Annotated in this window: 12 protein-coding genes and 1 tRNA gene; 9 read left to right on the top strand and 4 right to left on the bottom strand. The window is 55.1% G+C overall.

What is annotated here, in order from left to right:
* Window positions 1–32: 32 nt before the first annotated feature.
* Together ACZ5OO_RS01910 and ACZ5OO_RS01905 are read left to right on the top strand one after the other, a co-directional pair.
* Window positions 33–106: transfer RNA gene (locus tag ACZ5OO_RS01910), tRNA-Ile, on the top strand.
* Window positions 107–455: 349 nt separating this feature from the next.
* Entirely contained in the window at window positions 456–1844 is a 1389-nt protein-coding gene (locus ACZ5OO_RS01905; protein ID WP_464078385.1) for a dihydrolipoyl dehydrogenase, read from the top strand.
* Here the strand turns inward: ACZ5OO_RS01905 and cdd are convergent.
* Window positions 1835–2254 carry a cytidine deaminase gene (gene cdd, locus ACZ5OO_RS01900; RefSeq protein ID WP_013266979.1) on the bottom strand — a complete coding sequence of 140 codons (420 nt, stop codon included), beginning with the start codon at window positions 2252–2254 and terminating at the stop codon, window positions 1835–1837. The two genes, ACZ5OO_RS01905 and cdd, sit on opposite strands and share 10 nt — an antisense overlap.
* A gap of 283 nt (window positions 2255–2537) precedes the next feature.
* Here cdd and ACZ5OO_RS01895 point away from each other — a divergent pair, with 283 nt between their 5' ends.
* Window positions 2538–3869 carry an MFS transporter gene (locus tag ACZ5OO_RS01895; RefSeq protein WP_464078384.1) on the top strand — a complete coding sequence of 444 codons (1332 nt, stop codon included), beginning with the start codon at window positions 2538–2540 and terminating at the stop codon, window positions 3867–3869.
* A gap of 2 nt (window positions 3870–3871) precedes the next feature.
* Here the strand turns inward: ACZ5OO_RS01895 and ACZ5OO_RS01890 are convergent, their stop codons facing one another.
* The 3 genes from ACZ5OO_RS01890 to ACZ5OO_RS01880 form a co-directional block, all read right to left on the bottom strand.
* A complete protein-coding gene (locus ACZ5OO_RS01890) occupies window positions 3872–6130 on the bottom strand; it encodes a DEAD/DEAH box helicase (RefSeq protein ID WP_464078383.1) in 2259 nt (752 codons plus the stop codon).
* Window positions 6093–6515, bottom strand: coding sequence for a hypothetical protein (locus tag ACZ5OO_RS01885; RefSeq protein WP_464078382.1), 423 nt, complete (start codon window positions 6513–6515; stop codon window positions 6093–6095). Before ACZ5OO_RS01885 ends, ACZ5OO_RS01890 begins: the two co-directional genes overlap by 38 nt.
* 93 nt (window positions 6516–6608) lie before the next feature.
* On the bottom strand, window positions 6609–7979 hold the full coding sequence (locus ACZ5OO_RS01880; RefSeq protein ID WP_464078381.1) for an MFS transporter: 1371 nt from the start codon (window positions 7977–7979) through the stop codon (window positions 6609–6611).
* Window positions 7980–8341: 362 nt separating this feature from the next.
* Here ACZ5OO_RS01880 and ACZ5OO_RS01875 point away from each other — a divergent pair, with 362 nt between their 5' ends.
* The 6 genes from ACZ5OO_RS01875 (at window position 8342) to ACZ5OO_RS01850 (ending at window position 14443) form a co-directional block, all read left to right on the top strand.
* Window positions 8342–9655, top strand: a complete 1314-nt coding sequence (locus tag ACZ5OO_RS01875) for a TiaS agmantine-binding domain-containing protein (RefSeq protein WP_464078380.1) — start codon at window positions 8342–8344, stop codon at window positions 9653–9655.
* 405 nt (window positions 9656–10060) lie between these two features.
* The gene (locus ACZ5OO_RS01870) at window positions 10061–10612 is read left to right on the top strand and encodes a 2-oxoacid:acceptor oxidoreductase family protein (RefSeq protein WP_464078379.1); all 552 of its coding nucleotides are present in this window, start codon (window positions 10061–10063) and stop codon (window positions 10610–10612) included.
* A gap of 144 nt (window positions 10613–10756) precedes the next feature.
* Window positions 10757–11020 carry a 4Fe-4S binding protein gene (locus ACZ5OO_RS01865; RefSeq protein WP_013266972.1) on the top strand — a complete coding sequence of 88 codons (264 nt, stop codon included), beginning with the start codon at window positions 10757–10759 and terminating at the stop codon, window positions 11018–11020.
* Window positions 11017–12219 (top strand): transketolase C-terminal domain-containing protein, encoded by a 1203-nt coding sequence (locus tag ACZ5OO_RS01860; RefSeq protein ID WP_013266971.1) that lies wholly within the window; start codon window positions 11017–11019, stop codon window positions 12217–12219. The genes ACZ5OO_RS01865 and ACZ5OO_RS01860 overlap by 4 nt, the downstream gene beginning before the upstream one ends.
* Window positions 12219–13136 carry a pyruvate synthase subunit PorB gene (gene porB, locus ACZ5OO_RS01855; RefSeq protein ID WP_013266970.1) on the top strand — a complete coding sequence of 306 codons (918 nt, stop codon included), beginning with the start codon at window positions 12219–12221 and terminating at the stop codon, window positions 13134–13136. The genes ACZ5OO_RS01860 and porB overlap by 1 nt, the downstream gene beginning before the upstream one ends.
* A 155-nt stretch (window positions 13137–13291) precedes the next feature.
* Complete coding sequence (locus ACZ5OO_RS01850) at window positions 13292–14443, top strand: AAA family ATPase (RefSeq protein WP_013266969.1); 1152 nt, start codon at window positions 13292–13294, stop codon at window positions 14441–14443.
* Window positions 14444–14445 lie beyond the last annotated feature (2 nt).

The raw sequence follows: 14445 nt of genomic DNA, 5'->3' as shown, positions 1-14445 counted from the left end.
TTTAAAGTTAGCGCAGGAAGGCTCTACCGTGAGGGCCCGTAGCTCAGCCAGGTAGAGCGCCCGGCTCATAACCGGGTGGTCCGGGGTTCAAACCCCCGCGGGCCCATAGCCCCCTGAGGTTTTAGTAAAGCCCACGGAGCTCTTCTACGTTCAGCCACAGCCTAACCCTTGGCCAACAGATGATCATTATCTCAACGGTAAAGGTTACGTAAGAGTAAAAGAGTGCAAGCCACAGCTCAATAAGTGGCAGCGATGAGGACGGTGGAGCGACTCTGAATAATGATGTGCGACTATCCCCTGAGCTGCCCTTTTAAGTAACTGCGCATATTTAGCTCTTTTCCTACTAGAAAAACTTATAGATAAGTAAAATATATTCAGCTAATGGGTGAACTGAAGACCTTAAAATAGGCTTTTAAGCAGCTGTATACAGCTCTCTCCTTTTGACGGCGGTGCCTATGAAGCTTCCAGAGAAGGTTGACGTGGTATTCATAGGCGGTGGTGGCGCCTCTTATCCTGGGGCATTCGAGCTGGCGGAGGCAGGGCTCTCGGTGCTCATGGTTGACGAGAAGGGCAACCTGGGGGGCGACTGCCTCTACGCAGGCTGCATACCATCAAAGACTGTAAGAACAAAGATCCTGGAGTACACCTCGACCACGAATAGGATAGACCCCGAGCAGATATGGCAGGAGGTCGTGAAGGCCAAGGAGGAGGTCCAGAGGATCAGGTACGAACACCACATGGAGGAAATAAAAGAGCATGAGCCTAACCTATCCTTTGCTAAGGGCTGGGCCACAATACTTGGACCTAACAAGGTTAAGGTGGACACTGAGGAGGGAACCTTTGAGGTCGAAACTAAGAGGCTCGTCATAGGTGCTGGGGCGGAGCACGTGATAATACCAATCCCTGGTAAGGAGCTTGCCATCACTAGCGACGCGCTCTTCGCCTACCAGAAGACGATGGGTCACCTGCCAAAGTCCCTGGCAATAGTAGGTGGCGGCTACATAGGGGTTGAGGTAGCTGACATGCTGAGCAGGCTTGGTACTCACGTATCAATTGTGGAGATGATGGACAGGCTTCTGCCTAACATGCCTCCGGAGCTCTCAGAGGCCGCAATGCAGCGCATGAAGGAGGCAGGCGTTGATGTGTACCTCAGGAGCCCAGCCCAGAGCATCGAGAAGAGGGGAGAATATAAGGTGCTTAAGGCTAAGAGCGCCGACGGCAAGGAGGTTGAAGTTGAAGCGGAAGAGGTACTAATGGCGGTGGGGAGGAGGCCCAGGACCAGGGGCTATGGGCTGGAAGCGCTCGAGAGCCAGGGGCTTAAAGTCGACAAGACCGGCGTGCAGGTGACGCCTGGCCTCAGGACTACCTTGCCTAACGTGTATGCCGCTGGCGACGTCACTGGCAAGGCCATGCTCTTCCACGCCGCAGTTAAGGAGAGCGTCATTGTGGCAAAGAACATACTTACCGGTAAGGAGGTCTACAGGTTTAACTACCACTCGGTGCCATATACTATATTCACATACCCTGAGATTGCCATGGTTGGCTACACGGAGGACGAGCTGAAGGCTCTGGGGATACAGTACGAGGTGGTCAACTACTCGCTTAAGCACGACGCCCAGTCAGAGATCGTGGGCCACAGGGAGGGCTGGATGAAGATACTGCTCGAAAGGGAGTCCCTCAGGATACTGGGCTTTGAGGCCTACGCCCACGATGCCGCTGAGCTGAGCGCTGTGTTTGCGGCAGCTATAGAGAACAACCTGACCGCCAAGAACCTAGCATGGGTGGCAGGGCCTCACCCGCTGACGTTCGAGTCTATAAACTATGCCCTGAGGCCCTACTTCTGACCCTCTTTGATCCCTAAGAACTCTTTTGAGAACCTGTGAGGCAACAGCTCCGAGAGCCTCCAAACCTTTAACTTATTTCCCTCCTTTGAGAACGAGTATATTATTGTGTCGTCATCGCCAAACTCAGCTATCACCTGCAGGCACGCCCCGCAGGGAGGGGCTGGCTCCCCCCTCTCTACCATGACTAGGACTTCCTTCACTTTTCTCTCCCCGCTGCTTACAGCCTTGAATATAGCAACCCTCTCGGCGCACATGCTTAGTCCATAGCTCGCGTTCTCTATGTTAACGCCACTATAAATGGCTCCAGAGCCTGCCCTTACGGCCGAGGCCACCCGATAGCCGGAGTAGGGCGCATAAGCCCTGTCTATCGTCTCTCTGGCCTCCTTTAACAGGTCCTCGGGCGCGCTCATGGACTAAACACCCTTTATAAGTTCCGACCGTTCGCCTAAAGAGCTTCTCAACATCGCTCCCCATAGTTCCTATAGTCTCAATTATTACAACATAGCATATATATTATCTATAGAATTCTATAGAACTCTGCATATAGTATAGAATTGCTTAAATAGGATAAGTAGCACGGGGCTATTCGGTGAGCTGGTGTCCGACGGAAAACAATTAGGCAATAGCGCGAAGGGCTCCCCATTCAGTCTTCTTGACAAAGGAAGGTTTACCATGGGCCTCCTCAAAGTCGTCTTGATCTCCGGAATGGGTTTCTTCACGGATGCCTACGACCTCTTCAATATCAACATAATGCTGCTCTTCCTGACGCCCCTGTGGCACCTCACTAGCGTGCAGGAGTCACTGCTAGCCTCCTCAGCCATATTCTCAGCAATCGTAGGTCAGCTGCTCTTTGGGAGGCTTCTGGACCTTCTTGGAAGGAAGAAGATATATGGAATAGAGGCAGGCATACTTGCCGCTGGAGCTGTACTCAGCGCTTTCTCAACCAACTTCACAATGTTGTTGGCCACTAGGACCATCATGGGCCTAGGCATAGGCGGCGATTACCCGGCCTCAGCCACCATAGCAAGTGAGTACGCGCCCACTTCTAGCAGGGGCAAGAGCGTTGCACTCGTCTTCTCAATGCAGGGATTTGGCATAGCCACAGCGGTGATCACGGGCCTCCTGGCGGCCGCATACCTGCCTGCAGGCATGGCCTGGAGGGTGGTGGCCTTTGTAGGGGCGATACCCCCCGCCTTCGTTGTCTACTTCAGAAGGCACGTGCCCGAGACGCCCAGGTACTCCCTGCTTGTAAAAGGTGACGCCAGCGAAGCCAGGAGGGGCCTCAGGCTAGTCCTAGGCTCTGACGGCGAGGTCGCCAAGGCAAAGGCGCAGCGCACGCCCATCTCTGAGTTCTTCAGGGAGTACTGGCCCCTGCTTATAGGCACCACACTGCCATGGACGTTTATGGACATGGCGCTCTACGGCACCGGCGTGTTCTCGTCCTACGTGACTTCATCGCTGCTGCCTACAAAGAGCTTGACCGCCTCTGTCCTGAGGGCCGGCGTACCCCTGCTAATAGGGATACCTGGCTACTTCGCTGCAGCAGCGCTTGTCGACAGGCTTGGCAGGAAGCCCCTTCAGCTAATTGGGTTCGCCATAGTGACAGCCATCTACATCCCCATGGCGCTCTACTACATGAAGTTCATAAGCGTAAACAGCTACCTGCTCTATGCCTTCTTCGGGCTCTCGTTCACCGCACTTAACCTGGGGCCAAACACCACTACATTCATACTGCCAGCGGAGGTCTACCCGGTCAGATATAGATCTACAGGCCATGGGATCTCGGCCGCCGCAGGTAAGGCGGGTGCAGCAATAACGACGTTTGCGTTCCCACTGATAAAGGCCTCCCTGGGCAGCAGCCTAGGGCTAGCGTTCATCTTTGGCCTACTGGCCGTTGTCAGTGTCGTAGCTATGATAATAACTGCCGCCTTCATACCCGAGACCAAGATGGTGCCCCTCGAGGAGGCCAGCAAGGAAAAGCTAGTTGTTGAGTCCCCAGTACCCGTGCCGCACCATTCTGGTTAACTTCAGGCCGCCTTAAGCTTACGCCACCTTAATATCTCGTCAACTTCCAGCTTCCCCTTCTCTGCTAATGTAAGGCTGTTGAGAACCTTCAGCGCGCCGTGCCTCGAGAGGTACCTATTATTGTTACCACAGTACGGCGAGTAGACGCAGCGGGGGCACCCATCCTCACAGGTGCACGATGAAACTATGCTCTTTGCTATCTCCTGTATCTTAAGCAGTCTCTCGTAGACTAGCCTGGAGGCGCCGTTACCTCCTACGTGGGAGTCATAGATAACTATGTGGCCTGTGGGGTAACTGACGCCGCTTAAGTCTGTATCACTGGCCCCCACGACAGGCCTTGAGGCTGCTATGAGCACGTGCTCCAACGCGTGATAGGCACTGAGCGACGACTCTAGCGTGTCAAAATCCAGCAGCGGGTACCTCAGAGCCACCCCCTTGGTCCAGTAGTCCCAAGTTATGGGGCTTTCATACTCTACCTCGTTGAGCGTAGCGCCGCTGAGCTCATCCTTAATCACATACCCCGTCACTGAAACTTGAACGTGGACGTCCCCATAGGCGGCAGCCACGGGCCCGTAGTTGGTGGAGCTCTCAGCCCTGACTTCAAGTATATCTATGCTGTACAGGGGTTTCGTGTAAAAGTTGACGTTCTCTGAAAGCTTTACCGTGTAGGCCTTCATAGAGCTGAGGTCGAGCCTTGACGAGAGCAGCGGCTGCCCTGCGTGGTAGTACAGCGCTCCCGGATGTAAGTCGTAAAGCGCCATGGGCATTTCCCTCTCGCCCACCACCTTGTTGTTGAGGACTATCTTTACCATGGGACCCGTGGATCTCAAGCCATGTGATGCCAGAAACTCGCGGGCGGACCTCCACTGGGGCATTATTATGTCTCCCTTTAGGCTTAGAAGCCCCTTGTCGGCAGCCCATGTTATGGGGACCTGGAGTTCCCCGGGCAGGGAGCTCCTTCTCAGGGCGCCCCTCTGCATTGCCAGTGCCACGAGGTGTAGCTTCGTCACCTCGGTGTTGCCTGGCTCTATGTAGCCAGGGTCTGGCTCCCTTGAGAAGAACTCCTGAGGCCTCGAGGCGTAGTAGGCCTCTATAGGGTCGTCCCCCATAAGCGTCGCCACGAGCCCTGGCCTTCCCCTCCTGCCCGCCCTGCCGGCGCGCTGAACGTAGCTCGAGTAGCTCTTCGGAAGGGACGCCATGACCACGGCGTCCAGGTCGCCTATGTCTATGCCGAGCTCCAGGGTTGACGTCGCCACGACGGCATTAAGGGAGCCCTCCGCAAACTCACGCTCAACTTTCCTCCTGTGCTCGGCCGGGAGCCCCGCCCTGTGGACCTCCGCGCTGACGTTATAGTTCCTCTTAATGATCCTTGCCACCAGCTCGGCCATCTGTTGCGAGTCAGTAAAGCCCAAAACCTTGAGGCCCTCCGAGGCCAGGGAGGCTATTAAGTAGGCCGCGAAGGACCACCTGCTGAGCCTGCCATAGTCGACGAACGCGTGAACCGCCTCCCCCCTACGCCTCCTGGGGCCTTCGACTACCTCCACGTCCTGCCTAGAGAAGAGCTTAGTCCCCAGGTCACCCGGGTTGCCTATAGTGGCCCCCGCCCCCACCAGCTGCAGCGCGCCAGCTGCCTGAGAAAGCCTGTATATGACCCACTTGACGTGAGAGCCCAGCACGCCCTGGTACACGTGCATCTCATCAAACACGGCTGCGCTTATCCCAGACACAAGTTCCCTGAAGTCTTTGGACTCGGCCAAACCTATGTGTATCATGTCAGGGTTCGTGATTATGAACGATGGGGGATCCTCGTATATTGCTCTGCGCTCCGCTGAGGGCGTGTCGCCGTCGAGCACAGCATACCTTAAGCCGACGCCCGAGAGCAGTGAGGAAAGCCTTCTGGCCTGGTCCCTGGCAAGTGCTTTGGTGGGGTAAACTAACAGGAACCTCTCCCCTCTGCTCTTGAGCGCCCTCTCTATGAGGGGTATCATAAAGGCCTCGGTCTTGCCTGTTCCCGTGCCAGCCACTATTATAGTGTCCTTGCCCTGCCTTATCCTTGATATGGCATCCCACTGGAACCTGTAGAGCCTGGCTATGCCTCGGGCTTCCAGGGACCTAACAAGCTCCTCAGGAAGTCCAAGGTCTGCAACTGAGGGGCCCGGTTCAGGTTCACCCTCAGTCTCATGATATAGGTAAATGACCTTTCCGTTGTTACCTCTAACAGCCTTACTGAGAAGCTCTTCTAGCCTCTCCACGCTTTCCATAGTTCCTGCGCCTCACAAACTTGTCCAGACCTAGAGCCCCCACAGCGGCGTCGACGACCCAGGAGAGCTCCGGGGATCCCCTGGACAGCCTCAGCTTGAACCTCTCATATTTGACTCTAAGCCTCTCGGCGCCGCTCTCGTCATACACTGTGAATGATCCCTTAACTCTCTTTCTGGGCCCCATGATAAGCGAGGCCACCACCGCATACTCACCGTGGCTGAGCTTGACTTCAACGTAACCTGCCTTGCCCCTGCTGTAAGTTCCCTTGCCAGGCCTCTGGGGTTCTGCGATAACACGTTGGTTCTGCCTACTAATCACAACAACTACGGTTCTCTTTACGTGTAAACCCCTGCGGCTCTTAGTGAGCTCAACTGGAAGCTCCAAGCCTCAGCTCCTGGTCGGACAGCTGTGACAAAGGGCTATTAGGGTAGCCTCTCCGACCGCCTTTTAGGGGCCATAAGAAGGGGGTGTTTTTGCTTAATGGACGTTCCTGTCCTTTGAAGGATCAGAGGAAGGATCAGAGGCGCTTCCCGTTATAGGGGCTAGGTGGCTTAGGTCGAGACCAACTAGGCTCCTGTTAGCAGTTTCGAAACCGAAGAGCCTCCATATGATGGCGCCGCCGATGCCGAGGAATGCCATGGCTGTCATTATTGAGGCGCCTAGAACGAAGCTGCTACTAACGTACGGCAGTGCGAGGACCCCAGTTATTACGCCCGTGAGTATCCACACGAGGGCCCTGACGGCTGACACGTAGAGGCCCCTCTTGTTGGTTGGGAACAGCTCAGGCTCCAGCAGGGCCCTGGCGGCCCAGGTCAACTCCACCGGTATGAACGTGGCAGCAAATGCTATTAAGAGCGGCAGAGTGAAGGCTAGATGATAGACATAAGCCATAGCAGCCAGCACTATCCACATGGCTAGCTGAAGGCCAAATGAAAGCGTGGCAAAGGTCCTCCTTTCGGCCTTAGGCGTTATCGCAAACGCCGCTATGATGCCAACAACGGTCATTATGAAGCCTCCCAGAAGCGGTACCAGCGTTGTTACGCTCATGCCGGCGAACTGCGAAGATGAGAAGTAAGCATAGGTTATCCCATAGGTTATGTACACGAAGGCCACGTCCTGCGATATGCCTAGGGCCAGGAGAGTTGCAAACCTGAGCCCTATGCCGGTCGTAGGGACTACCGGCGCAGCGGAGCCCCCATCAACGGCCTTCCACGCGCTCTTAAGGTCCAAGGCTCCCTCCTTCGCGGCCCTCCATGGAAGGCTCTCTGAGAGGCCTATCCACGCAATAATGAAAGCCGCCACAGGCGCTATGTACATGAGCATGAGGGCCAGCCTCTCGTTCATGGTTGAAGCGGCGTTGCCGTGGAACAGAAGCAGCGGCACGAAGGCCAGCGCCACGCCCAGATTACCGAAGTTAGGGGCTAGGACCAGCAGCTTGCTTCTCCTGGCCGGGTCGTAGCTCTCAGCTATGGCCGTGAGCACGGGACTTTCGAGGCCTATGGCAGCCATGCCCACCAGGGCCATTGAGGCTATCAGCAGCGCCAGGTTGTCCACGTTAAAGAAGTAGACGGGAACGTAAAGTAGCAGCCCAACTATTAATACCGCTGATGTCAGCAGAAATGCTCTTCTCCTTCCTAACCTGTCAAGCGTGATCCCAGCGAATATAGCTCCCAGCCCGCCAAATATGTACGGTAAGCTATAGCCAAGCCAGCTGTAGGAGCTGGGCACTACGTTGCTTGCCACGCTGACAGGGCCGTAGCTCTCCGCTAGTCCATAAACTATCATGCCTATGGACAGGGCCGCGAAGGCCAGCCACTGTTGCGAGCCCTTTATGCTCAAGCCAGGCACCAAAAGTGGTCTGTGAAAGAGTCCTTATAAGCTGCGTGGTTTCTGGCTACTTGAAAATTAACTTAGTTAAGTAAAAATAGTCGACCTAGGGTGTTAAAAGGACCCGTAACTGTTCTGTTGTTATTGCTGCCCTAACATGGCTCAGTTACCTCTGCAGCCTTACTAAGGCGGCCAGCCACTTCTAAGCTAACCTTAATAGGCTTGTTTTGATTTATGCGTTGCCAGCGTTTCTGGACCTTCGATAGTTGTTATAGCTGTTGAAGTCATATAGACGCGTAACTACGTAGGCTGACGCTTTAACGGGCCTGATTTAAAGGCTCCTTCTTAACCTTTGCTGGTCCCATTCAGGGAGGGCCGCAAAGTTGGAGCATCAGCTGCTCAGCGTTGCCATAGACGACACCGATAGCCAATATGGGGGCTGCACAACGCACCTGACTGGGCTGATACTTAAGGAGCTTGGCAACAGGGCGCTCTTGGCCGACTACCCGCTCCTAGTTAGGCTTAACCCAAACATACCGTGGAGGACCAGGGGCAACGCCGCCACGGTGCTCAGGCTTCTTTATGACGGTGACCCTAAGGAGCTCATGGAAACTCTGTGGTCCATAATAGAGGAGTACACGGAGCCCCGTCCTCCCCTTCCTGGTAAGTCGCCAGGCCTAGTGGTGGCCCCCGGGAGGCCCTGGGAGTCGGAGCGACTTAGATGGCTTTACCGCAAGGCCCTCTCTGACGTCGTTACACTTGACGTAGCCACCGAGAGCCTCAGCAAGTATGGAGCGTTATGGCGTGGCGGCAGGGGAGTGATAGGGGCTGCCTCCTCTTTAGCGGCCCTCTCCCCCGGCGAGCCTTACACCTTTGAGCTGACCTTTTACAGAAGGCCGGAGAACTGGGGGAGCAGGAGGTGCGTTTACTCCGACAAAGTGGCTTACCTAGAAGGCCAGAGCAGTAGCACGCTGAACAACCTAGAGATCGACGAGGGCACTACAAGCGCGGCCCCTGGCGGCCCTGACCCCGTGCTGGCCGGCTTCAGGGGCACGGACCCTGGGGAGCTCTGGAGGTTTGACGAGGCCCTGTGCGAGAGGCCCCACTTCGCAGTACTTTACAGGTCGAACCAGCACACGGGGGTTCACCTGCAGGCCCAGGAGCCTAGGATATATCGCTCCGTGAACATTACAGTAACCGTTAGGTCCCCTCCGCTTAAGCTTCCTGGGGGGCATGTTATAGTTGAAGTCAGCGACGGGATGAACTCGTATGACGCTGCCTTCTATGAGGACTCGGGTCCCTTGGCCAGGGCTGCAGAGCTGCTCTATCCAGGGGACGTCATTATCATAGCCGGAGGCGTTAGGCCATACTCGCCCCGGGGAAAACTGACCATCTCTGTCGAGGCTATGAAGGTCGTCGGCGTGGCCCAACGCCGCGTGCAGGTCCCCCCTCGCTGTCCTAGGTGTGGAGCACGAATGGAGAGCCTGGGGAGAGGCAAGGGATATCGGTGCCCCAGGTGTGGCCTGAGATCAAGCGGTCACAAGCAATCACTCGTCGTCGAGAGGGAGCTGCTGCCCGGCAGCTATTATTATAAGATCGGCAGGGCCAGGCACCTATCCCCAGTCGGAGCTAGGTTGCCAACGATGGACAGGCTTCCAGTTACTATTAACGTCAGCGATGTTCTGAGGGTCTACTGATGTGTTAACTCCCCAGTATACACCCCTCTGTTTCCTCTGGAGGCGCCTATGGCACAGTCGCCCCTCAACTTCTATTGCAGCGCGTAGGGGTCGCAGGGCGGAGGTCCTCTGAGTTCTTTGTTGATGAAAAGTATTCGGTTTGTATAATATGTTTTTATAACAATATTTATTAATATTATTTTTATGTTTTTAAATTACATCTAATGCCTCGAGAAGACAAATAGTGAGGGAACGATCCACGAAAGAGGCCGTGTCTCATCTTCACAGGAAACAGAGGGGTGGCCCAGCTAGTCCAAGAGCCCAGGCCTTAAATACACCCCTCCGTTTCCTCTGGAGCCCCTCCCGCTGGCCGGCTTAGCAACAACGCTAAAAAAGATCAGGAGCCTTTAGTAGCTGGGCGAAAGAATGTATACAGAGCTTAGATTTCATGGCAGGGGAGGGCAGGGCGCAGTAACCGCAGCTACCATACTTGCAAGGGCAGCGCTCTTTGAGGGCAAGTGGGCCCAGGCAATACCCGAGTTCGGGGCCGAGAGGAGGGGCGCCCCTGTCCGCGTCTATGCGAGGATCTCTGATAAGCCTATTCAGGTGCACAGCACCGTCGTAGAACCTGACATAGTGGTAGTCCTTGATTATGAGCTTCTGAAGCTGGTAGACGTTACGGAGGGCCTGAAGCCTGAAGGCATCGTAGTGTTAAACTCCCCGGTTAACACAAGCCCCTTCCCTAAGTTCAGGACCTTCTGCGTCAACGCAACTAGGATTGCTAAGGACCTGAACCTTGTGGTCAGCGGGTGGCCAACGGTTAACACTGCAATGGTGGGCGCTCTGGCCAAGGCCAGCGGCGTTGTTAGCATAGATTCCGTGGTAAAGGCCATAAGCGAGTACTTCAGCTCTCCAGCCCTAGCTAAAGCTAACAGCGACGCAGCAGTAAAGGCTTTCGAAGAGATAACGCAATGCTAATTTTAAAAGTGGGCTTAACAAAATAATCTTACCCAGTACATATAAAGCTTATTTACAGTAGAGTTTGGTATTCAGTAATGGGTACATTAGGAAGGGGTGTCTGCGACGGAGGCGCTAGTAGAGAAACCCCGCACGTATTGGGCGGTGCCAATATCATACCCGGCCGAGGGGTCCTCAGGCAAGACAGGCCTCTGGAGGACTGAGCGGCCGGTGGTGCATTTGGATAAGTGCATTAAGTGCCTCTTCTGCTGGCTCTACTGCCCCGAGGACACAATACTAAGGAGGGAGGACGACTATGTTTATGTGGACTATGACTATTGCAAGGGGTGCGGCATCTGCGCTCAGGCATGCCCAACGCACGCGATAGAGATGGTACCTGAACCATCGCTAGGGAGTGAGAGGGCATGACAATGAAGGCTCTGACAGGCAACCATGCGGTCTCTGAAGCTGTGAAGCTGGCTAGGGTCGAGGTAATAGCGGCTTACCCGATAACTCCTCAGACAACCATGGTTGAGAAGCTCGCCGAGATGGTGGACAAAGGCGAGCTTGAGGCTAAGATGATAAGGGTGGAGAGCGAGCACAGCGCCTTAGCAGCCACCCTAGGAGCGGCGGCAGCAGGGGCCAGGGCTTTCACGGCAACTTCAAGTCATGGGCTCCTGTATATGCATGAGGTGCTCTGGTGGACCGCAGGGGCCAGGATACCGGTCGTTATGGCTGTGGCGGCCAGGGCCATAGGGCCGCCGTGGAACATCCATGTTGAGCACAGCGACGTCATGGATCAGAGGGACACCGGGTGGATAATATCTGTGGCCCAGGAGAACCAGGAGGCGTTTGACCTGACGCTGCAGGCCTTCAGGATAAGCGAGGACCCCAGGGTATACCTTCCCATGATCGTCACACTTGACGGCTTCATATTATCCCACACAGTGGCCCCCGTAGACATACCTTCACAGGAGGAGGTCGACAACTGGTTGCCGCCGAGGAGGCAGCCCTACGTGATCACGCCTGAGAGCAACGTGGTAATGGGCAACATAGCGTCGGACGAGGACTACTTCATGATGAGGTACTCCATACAGGCGGCCATGAAGGCGGCCAAGCAGGTTATAAGTGAGGTTGACCTTGAGTATGGAAAGGCCTTTGGAAGGTCTTACGGCGGACTGGTGGAGTGCTACCGCTGCGACGACGCGGATTACGTGATAGTAATAACGGGCAGCTGGGCCGGCGACGCTAAGAAGGCCGCTGACATGCTGAGGGACAAGGGAGTCAGGGCGGGCGTCGCGAGGATCAGGTTTGTCAGGCCATGGCCTGAGGAGGACCTCAGGGATAAGCTGTCCAACAAGAAGGGGGTAATAGTGTTTGACAGGAGCGTCTCATTTGGAAGCTATGGGCAGCTCTTCAGCGACACGGCGGCAACGCTGTACGGAACCAAGGTGTCCATGAGAGGCGTCATAGCGGGACTTGGAGGCGTCGACGTGAGGCCTGATGACATAATGTCTGAGGTTATGGATTTCGTAGGCAGGGTTGAGGAGGTGGGCCTCGTGTATGAACCGCAGAGGTGGATGCTGCCTAAGAAGTATGCCCAGGTAGGTAAGGAGGTGGGCCTCTGATGCCCATAAGGCTGGCCGACCTTCCCAGGAGAAGGTACGGGATGCCAGGGAACGCCGCGTGCCCTGGCTGCCCCGAGACCATGGGGCTAAGATACGTTAAGATGGCGCTTGGGGACAACGTGGTGCTAGTGATACCCGCTGGCTGTAGCAGCGTCATCCAGGGAATAGTGCCTAAGAGCGGCATAAACTTCCCAGTGCTCAACATAGTCTTCGCCTCAGCGGCGAGCTCTGCAGCTGGCATGGAAGCTGCTTTCGAGATGATGGGCAAGAACTATAACGTAGTTGTCTGGGCCGGCGACGGTGGAACCGCCGACATAGGGTTCCAGTCCATGAGTGGGGCCGCCGAGCGCAATGACAACATAATTTACATATGCGTAGACAACGAGGCTTATATGAACACCGGCATTCAGAGGAGCGGCCTAACGCCATACGGTGCATGGACTACCACAACCTACGCAGGAAAGACCGAGAAGAAGAAGCCCCTGCCCTTCATAATGATAGCCCACAACGTGCCTTACGTGGCCACCGCCAGCGTCGGCTACCCGCAGGACTTTATAGAGAAGCTTAGGAAGGCAGCCTCAATAAAGGGCTTCAAGTACATACACCTACACGCGCCATGCCCGATAGGGTGGAGGTTCGACCCAGGGCTTACCGCTAAGATAGCCCAGCTGGCGGTTCAGACAGGGGTCTTCCCCCTGTTCGAGTATGAGAACGGCAAGTTCAGGCTGAGCTCCTACAGCGGCATGTATAGGAACCCACAGAAGAGGGCGCCCCTTGCAGAGTACCTAAAGCTTCAGGGCAGGTTCCAGCCCGTGCTTAAGGACCCGGAGAAGCTCAAGGGCCTGCAGGAAGAGATTGACGCCATGTGGCGCTGGATAGAGATGCTGGAGAAGTACGGCCCTCAGGCACTAAAGTGAGGCCTCCACCTTTGTTTTAACCCCTTTATGCCACTCCACGTTTTTATTAACGGTCAGTGCCTAGTTAGAAAATTTTGGTATTCAGAAGCCTGCTAGGAGTGCAGGTTTTTCACCTCCAATTACTATCTAGGTAGCTGAGCATAGGTGTTACGTGGGTGTCAACCCAACGGCAGCCTGAGGAGTTAATGAAGCTGGCCTCGCAGTTTCTTACCGAGCTTGAGGCACCATTCGTGGGCAGGCACGAGGAGTCGCTAGTAATAACGCTGGCCCTCATGACGGGCGAGCACGTGGTGCTCATAGGGGAGCCAGGCACGGCTAAGAGCGCCATAGCAAGGAGGTCCGCTGACCTTCTTAATGCCAGGTTCTTCAAGTACCTCCTGACAAAGTTTACAGAGCCCAGTGAGCTCTTCGGACCACTTGACATAAAGTCGCTCAGGCAGGGAGTTTATAGGAGGATAACGGCTGGAAAGCTGCCGGAGGCTGAGATAGCGTTCCTGGACGAGATATTTAATGCCAACAGCGCCGTGCTCAACAGCATACTCAGCATAATGCAGGAAAGAGTCCTATATGATGGCTATACCGAGATAAAGGTACCGCTTTGGACCCTCGTAGGAGCGTCCAACAGGGTTCCCGAGGAGCCCGAACTCGAGGCCCTGTACGACAGGTTCCTCTTCAGGCAGAGCGTCAGGCCGCTGGATGAGGAGTCATGGGACAGCCTCCTTGATGCCGCGTGGAAGCTCGAAATGGGGATCTCGCAGTCAGCCCCTAAAGTTATGACAATGGATGACCTCAGGGCCATCAACAACCTCATGTTTAAGGTTGACCTAAGTCCCGTAAAGAGCAAGCTGATAAGGCTCTTCATGATTATGAATGAGAAGGAGCTTCATATAAGCGACAGGAGAAAGGGCAAGATATTGAAGGCCATAGCGGCCCACGCGATGCTCGAGGGCAGAATGCAGGCCACAGAGTCGGACCTCATAGTGCTCAGGTATACCGTGCCCAAGGACATAGACGATTTTGACAAGGTGAACACCATATTGGTGGAGGAGCTCAAGACCAAGGAGAGGATACTGCGCGAGCTTGACGAGATAGCTAACAACGTTAAGAACGCCGAGAAGTCAATAAAGGAGCTTGAGGCATTCGACCCAAGGCTCCTGGACATATACAAGAACTTAAAGGTAGCAAAAGGCAAGATACAAAGCCTCGTACAGGACGTCGAAGATGAGGAGGTCAGGAAGAAGGCTGAGGAGGTTGACGAGATGATAGAGAATCTGACGCAGGAAATCATGATAAAGTTAAACATGTGAAG

Source organism: Acidilobus aceticus, assembly GCF_055392325.1.
This window is presented reverse-complemented; position numbering and strand designations above follow the sequence as displayed.

What these genes read in the sequence shown, in the direction of transcription:
- porB (WP_013266970.1), top strand. Translation starts at nt 12,219, where the DNA reads ATGCCCATAAGGCTGGCCGACCTTCCCAGGAGAAGGTACGGGATGCCA.
- cdd (WP_013266979.1), bottom strand. Translation starts at nt 2,254, where the DNA reads ATGAGCGCGCCCGAGGACCTGTTAAAGGAGGCCAGAGAGACGATAGAC.
- ACZ5OO_RS01905 (WP_464078385.1), top strand. Translation starts at nt 456, where the DNA reads ATGAAGCTTCCAGAGAAGGTTGACGTGGTATTCATAGGCGGTGGTGGC.
- ACZ5OO_RS01870 (WP_464078379.1), top strand. Translation starts at nt 10,061, where the DNA reads ATGTATACAGAGCTTAGATTTCATGGCAGGGGAGGGCAGGGCGCAGTA.
- ACZ5OO_RS01890 (WP_464078383.1), bottom strand. Translation starts at nt 6,130, where the DNA reads ATGGAAAGCGTGGAGAGGCTAGAAGAGCTTCTCAGTAAGGCTGTTAGA.
- ACZ5OO_RS01860 (WP_013266971.1), top strand. Translation starts at nt 11,017, where the DNA reads ATGACAATGAAGGCTCTGACAGGCAACCATGCGGTCTCTGAAGCTGTG.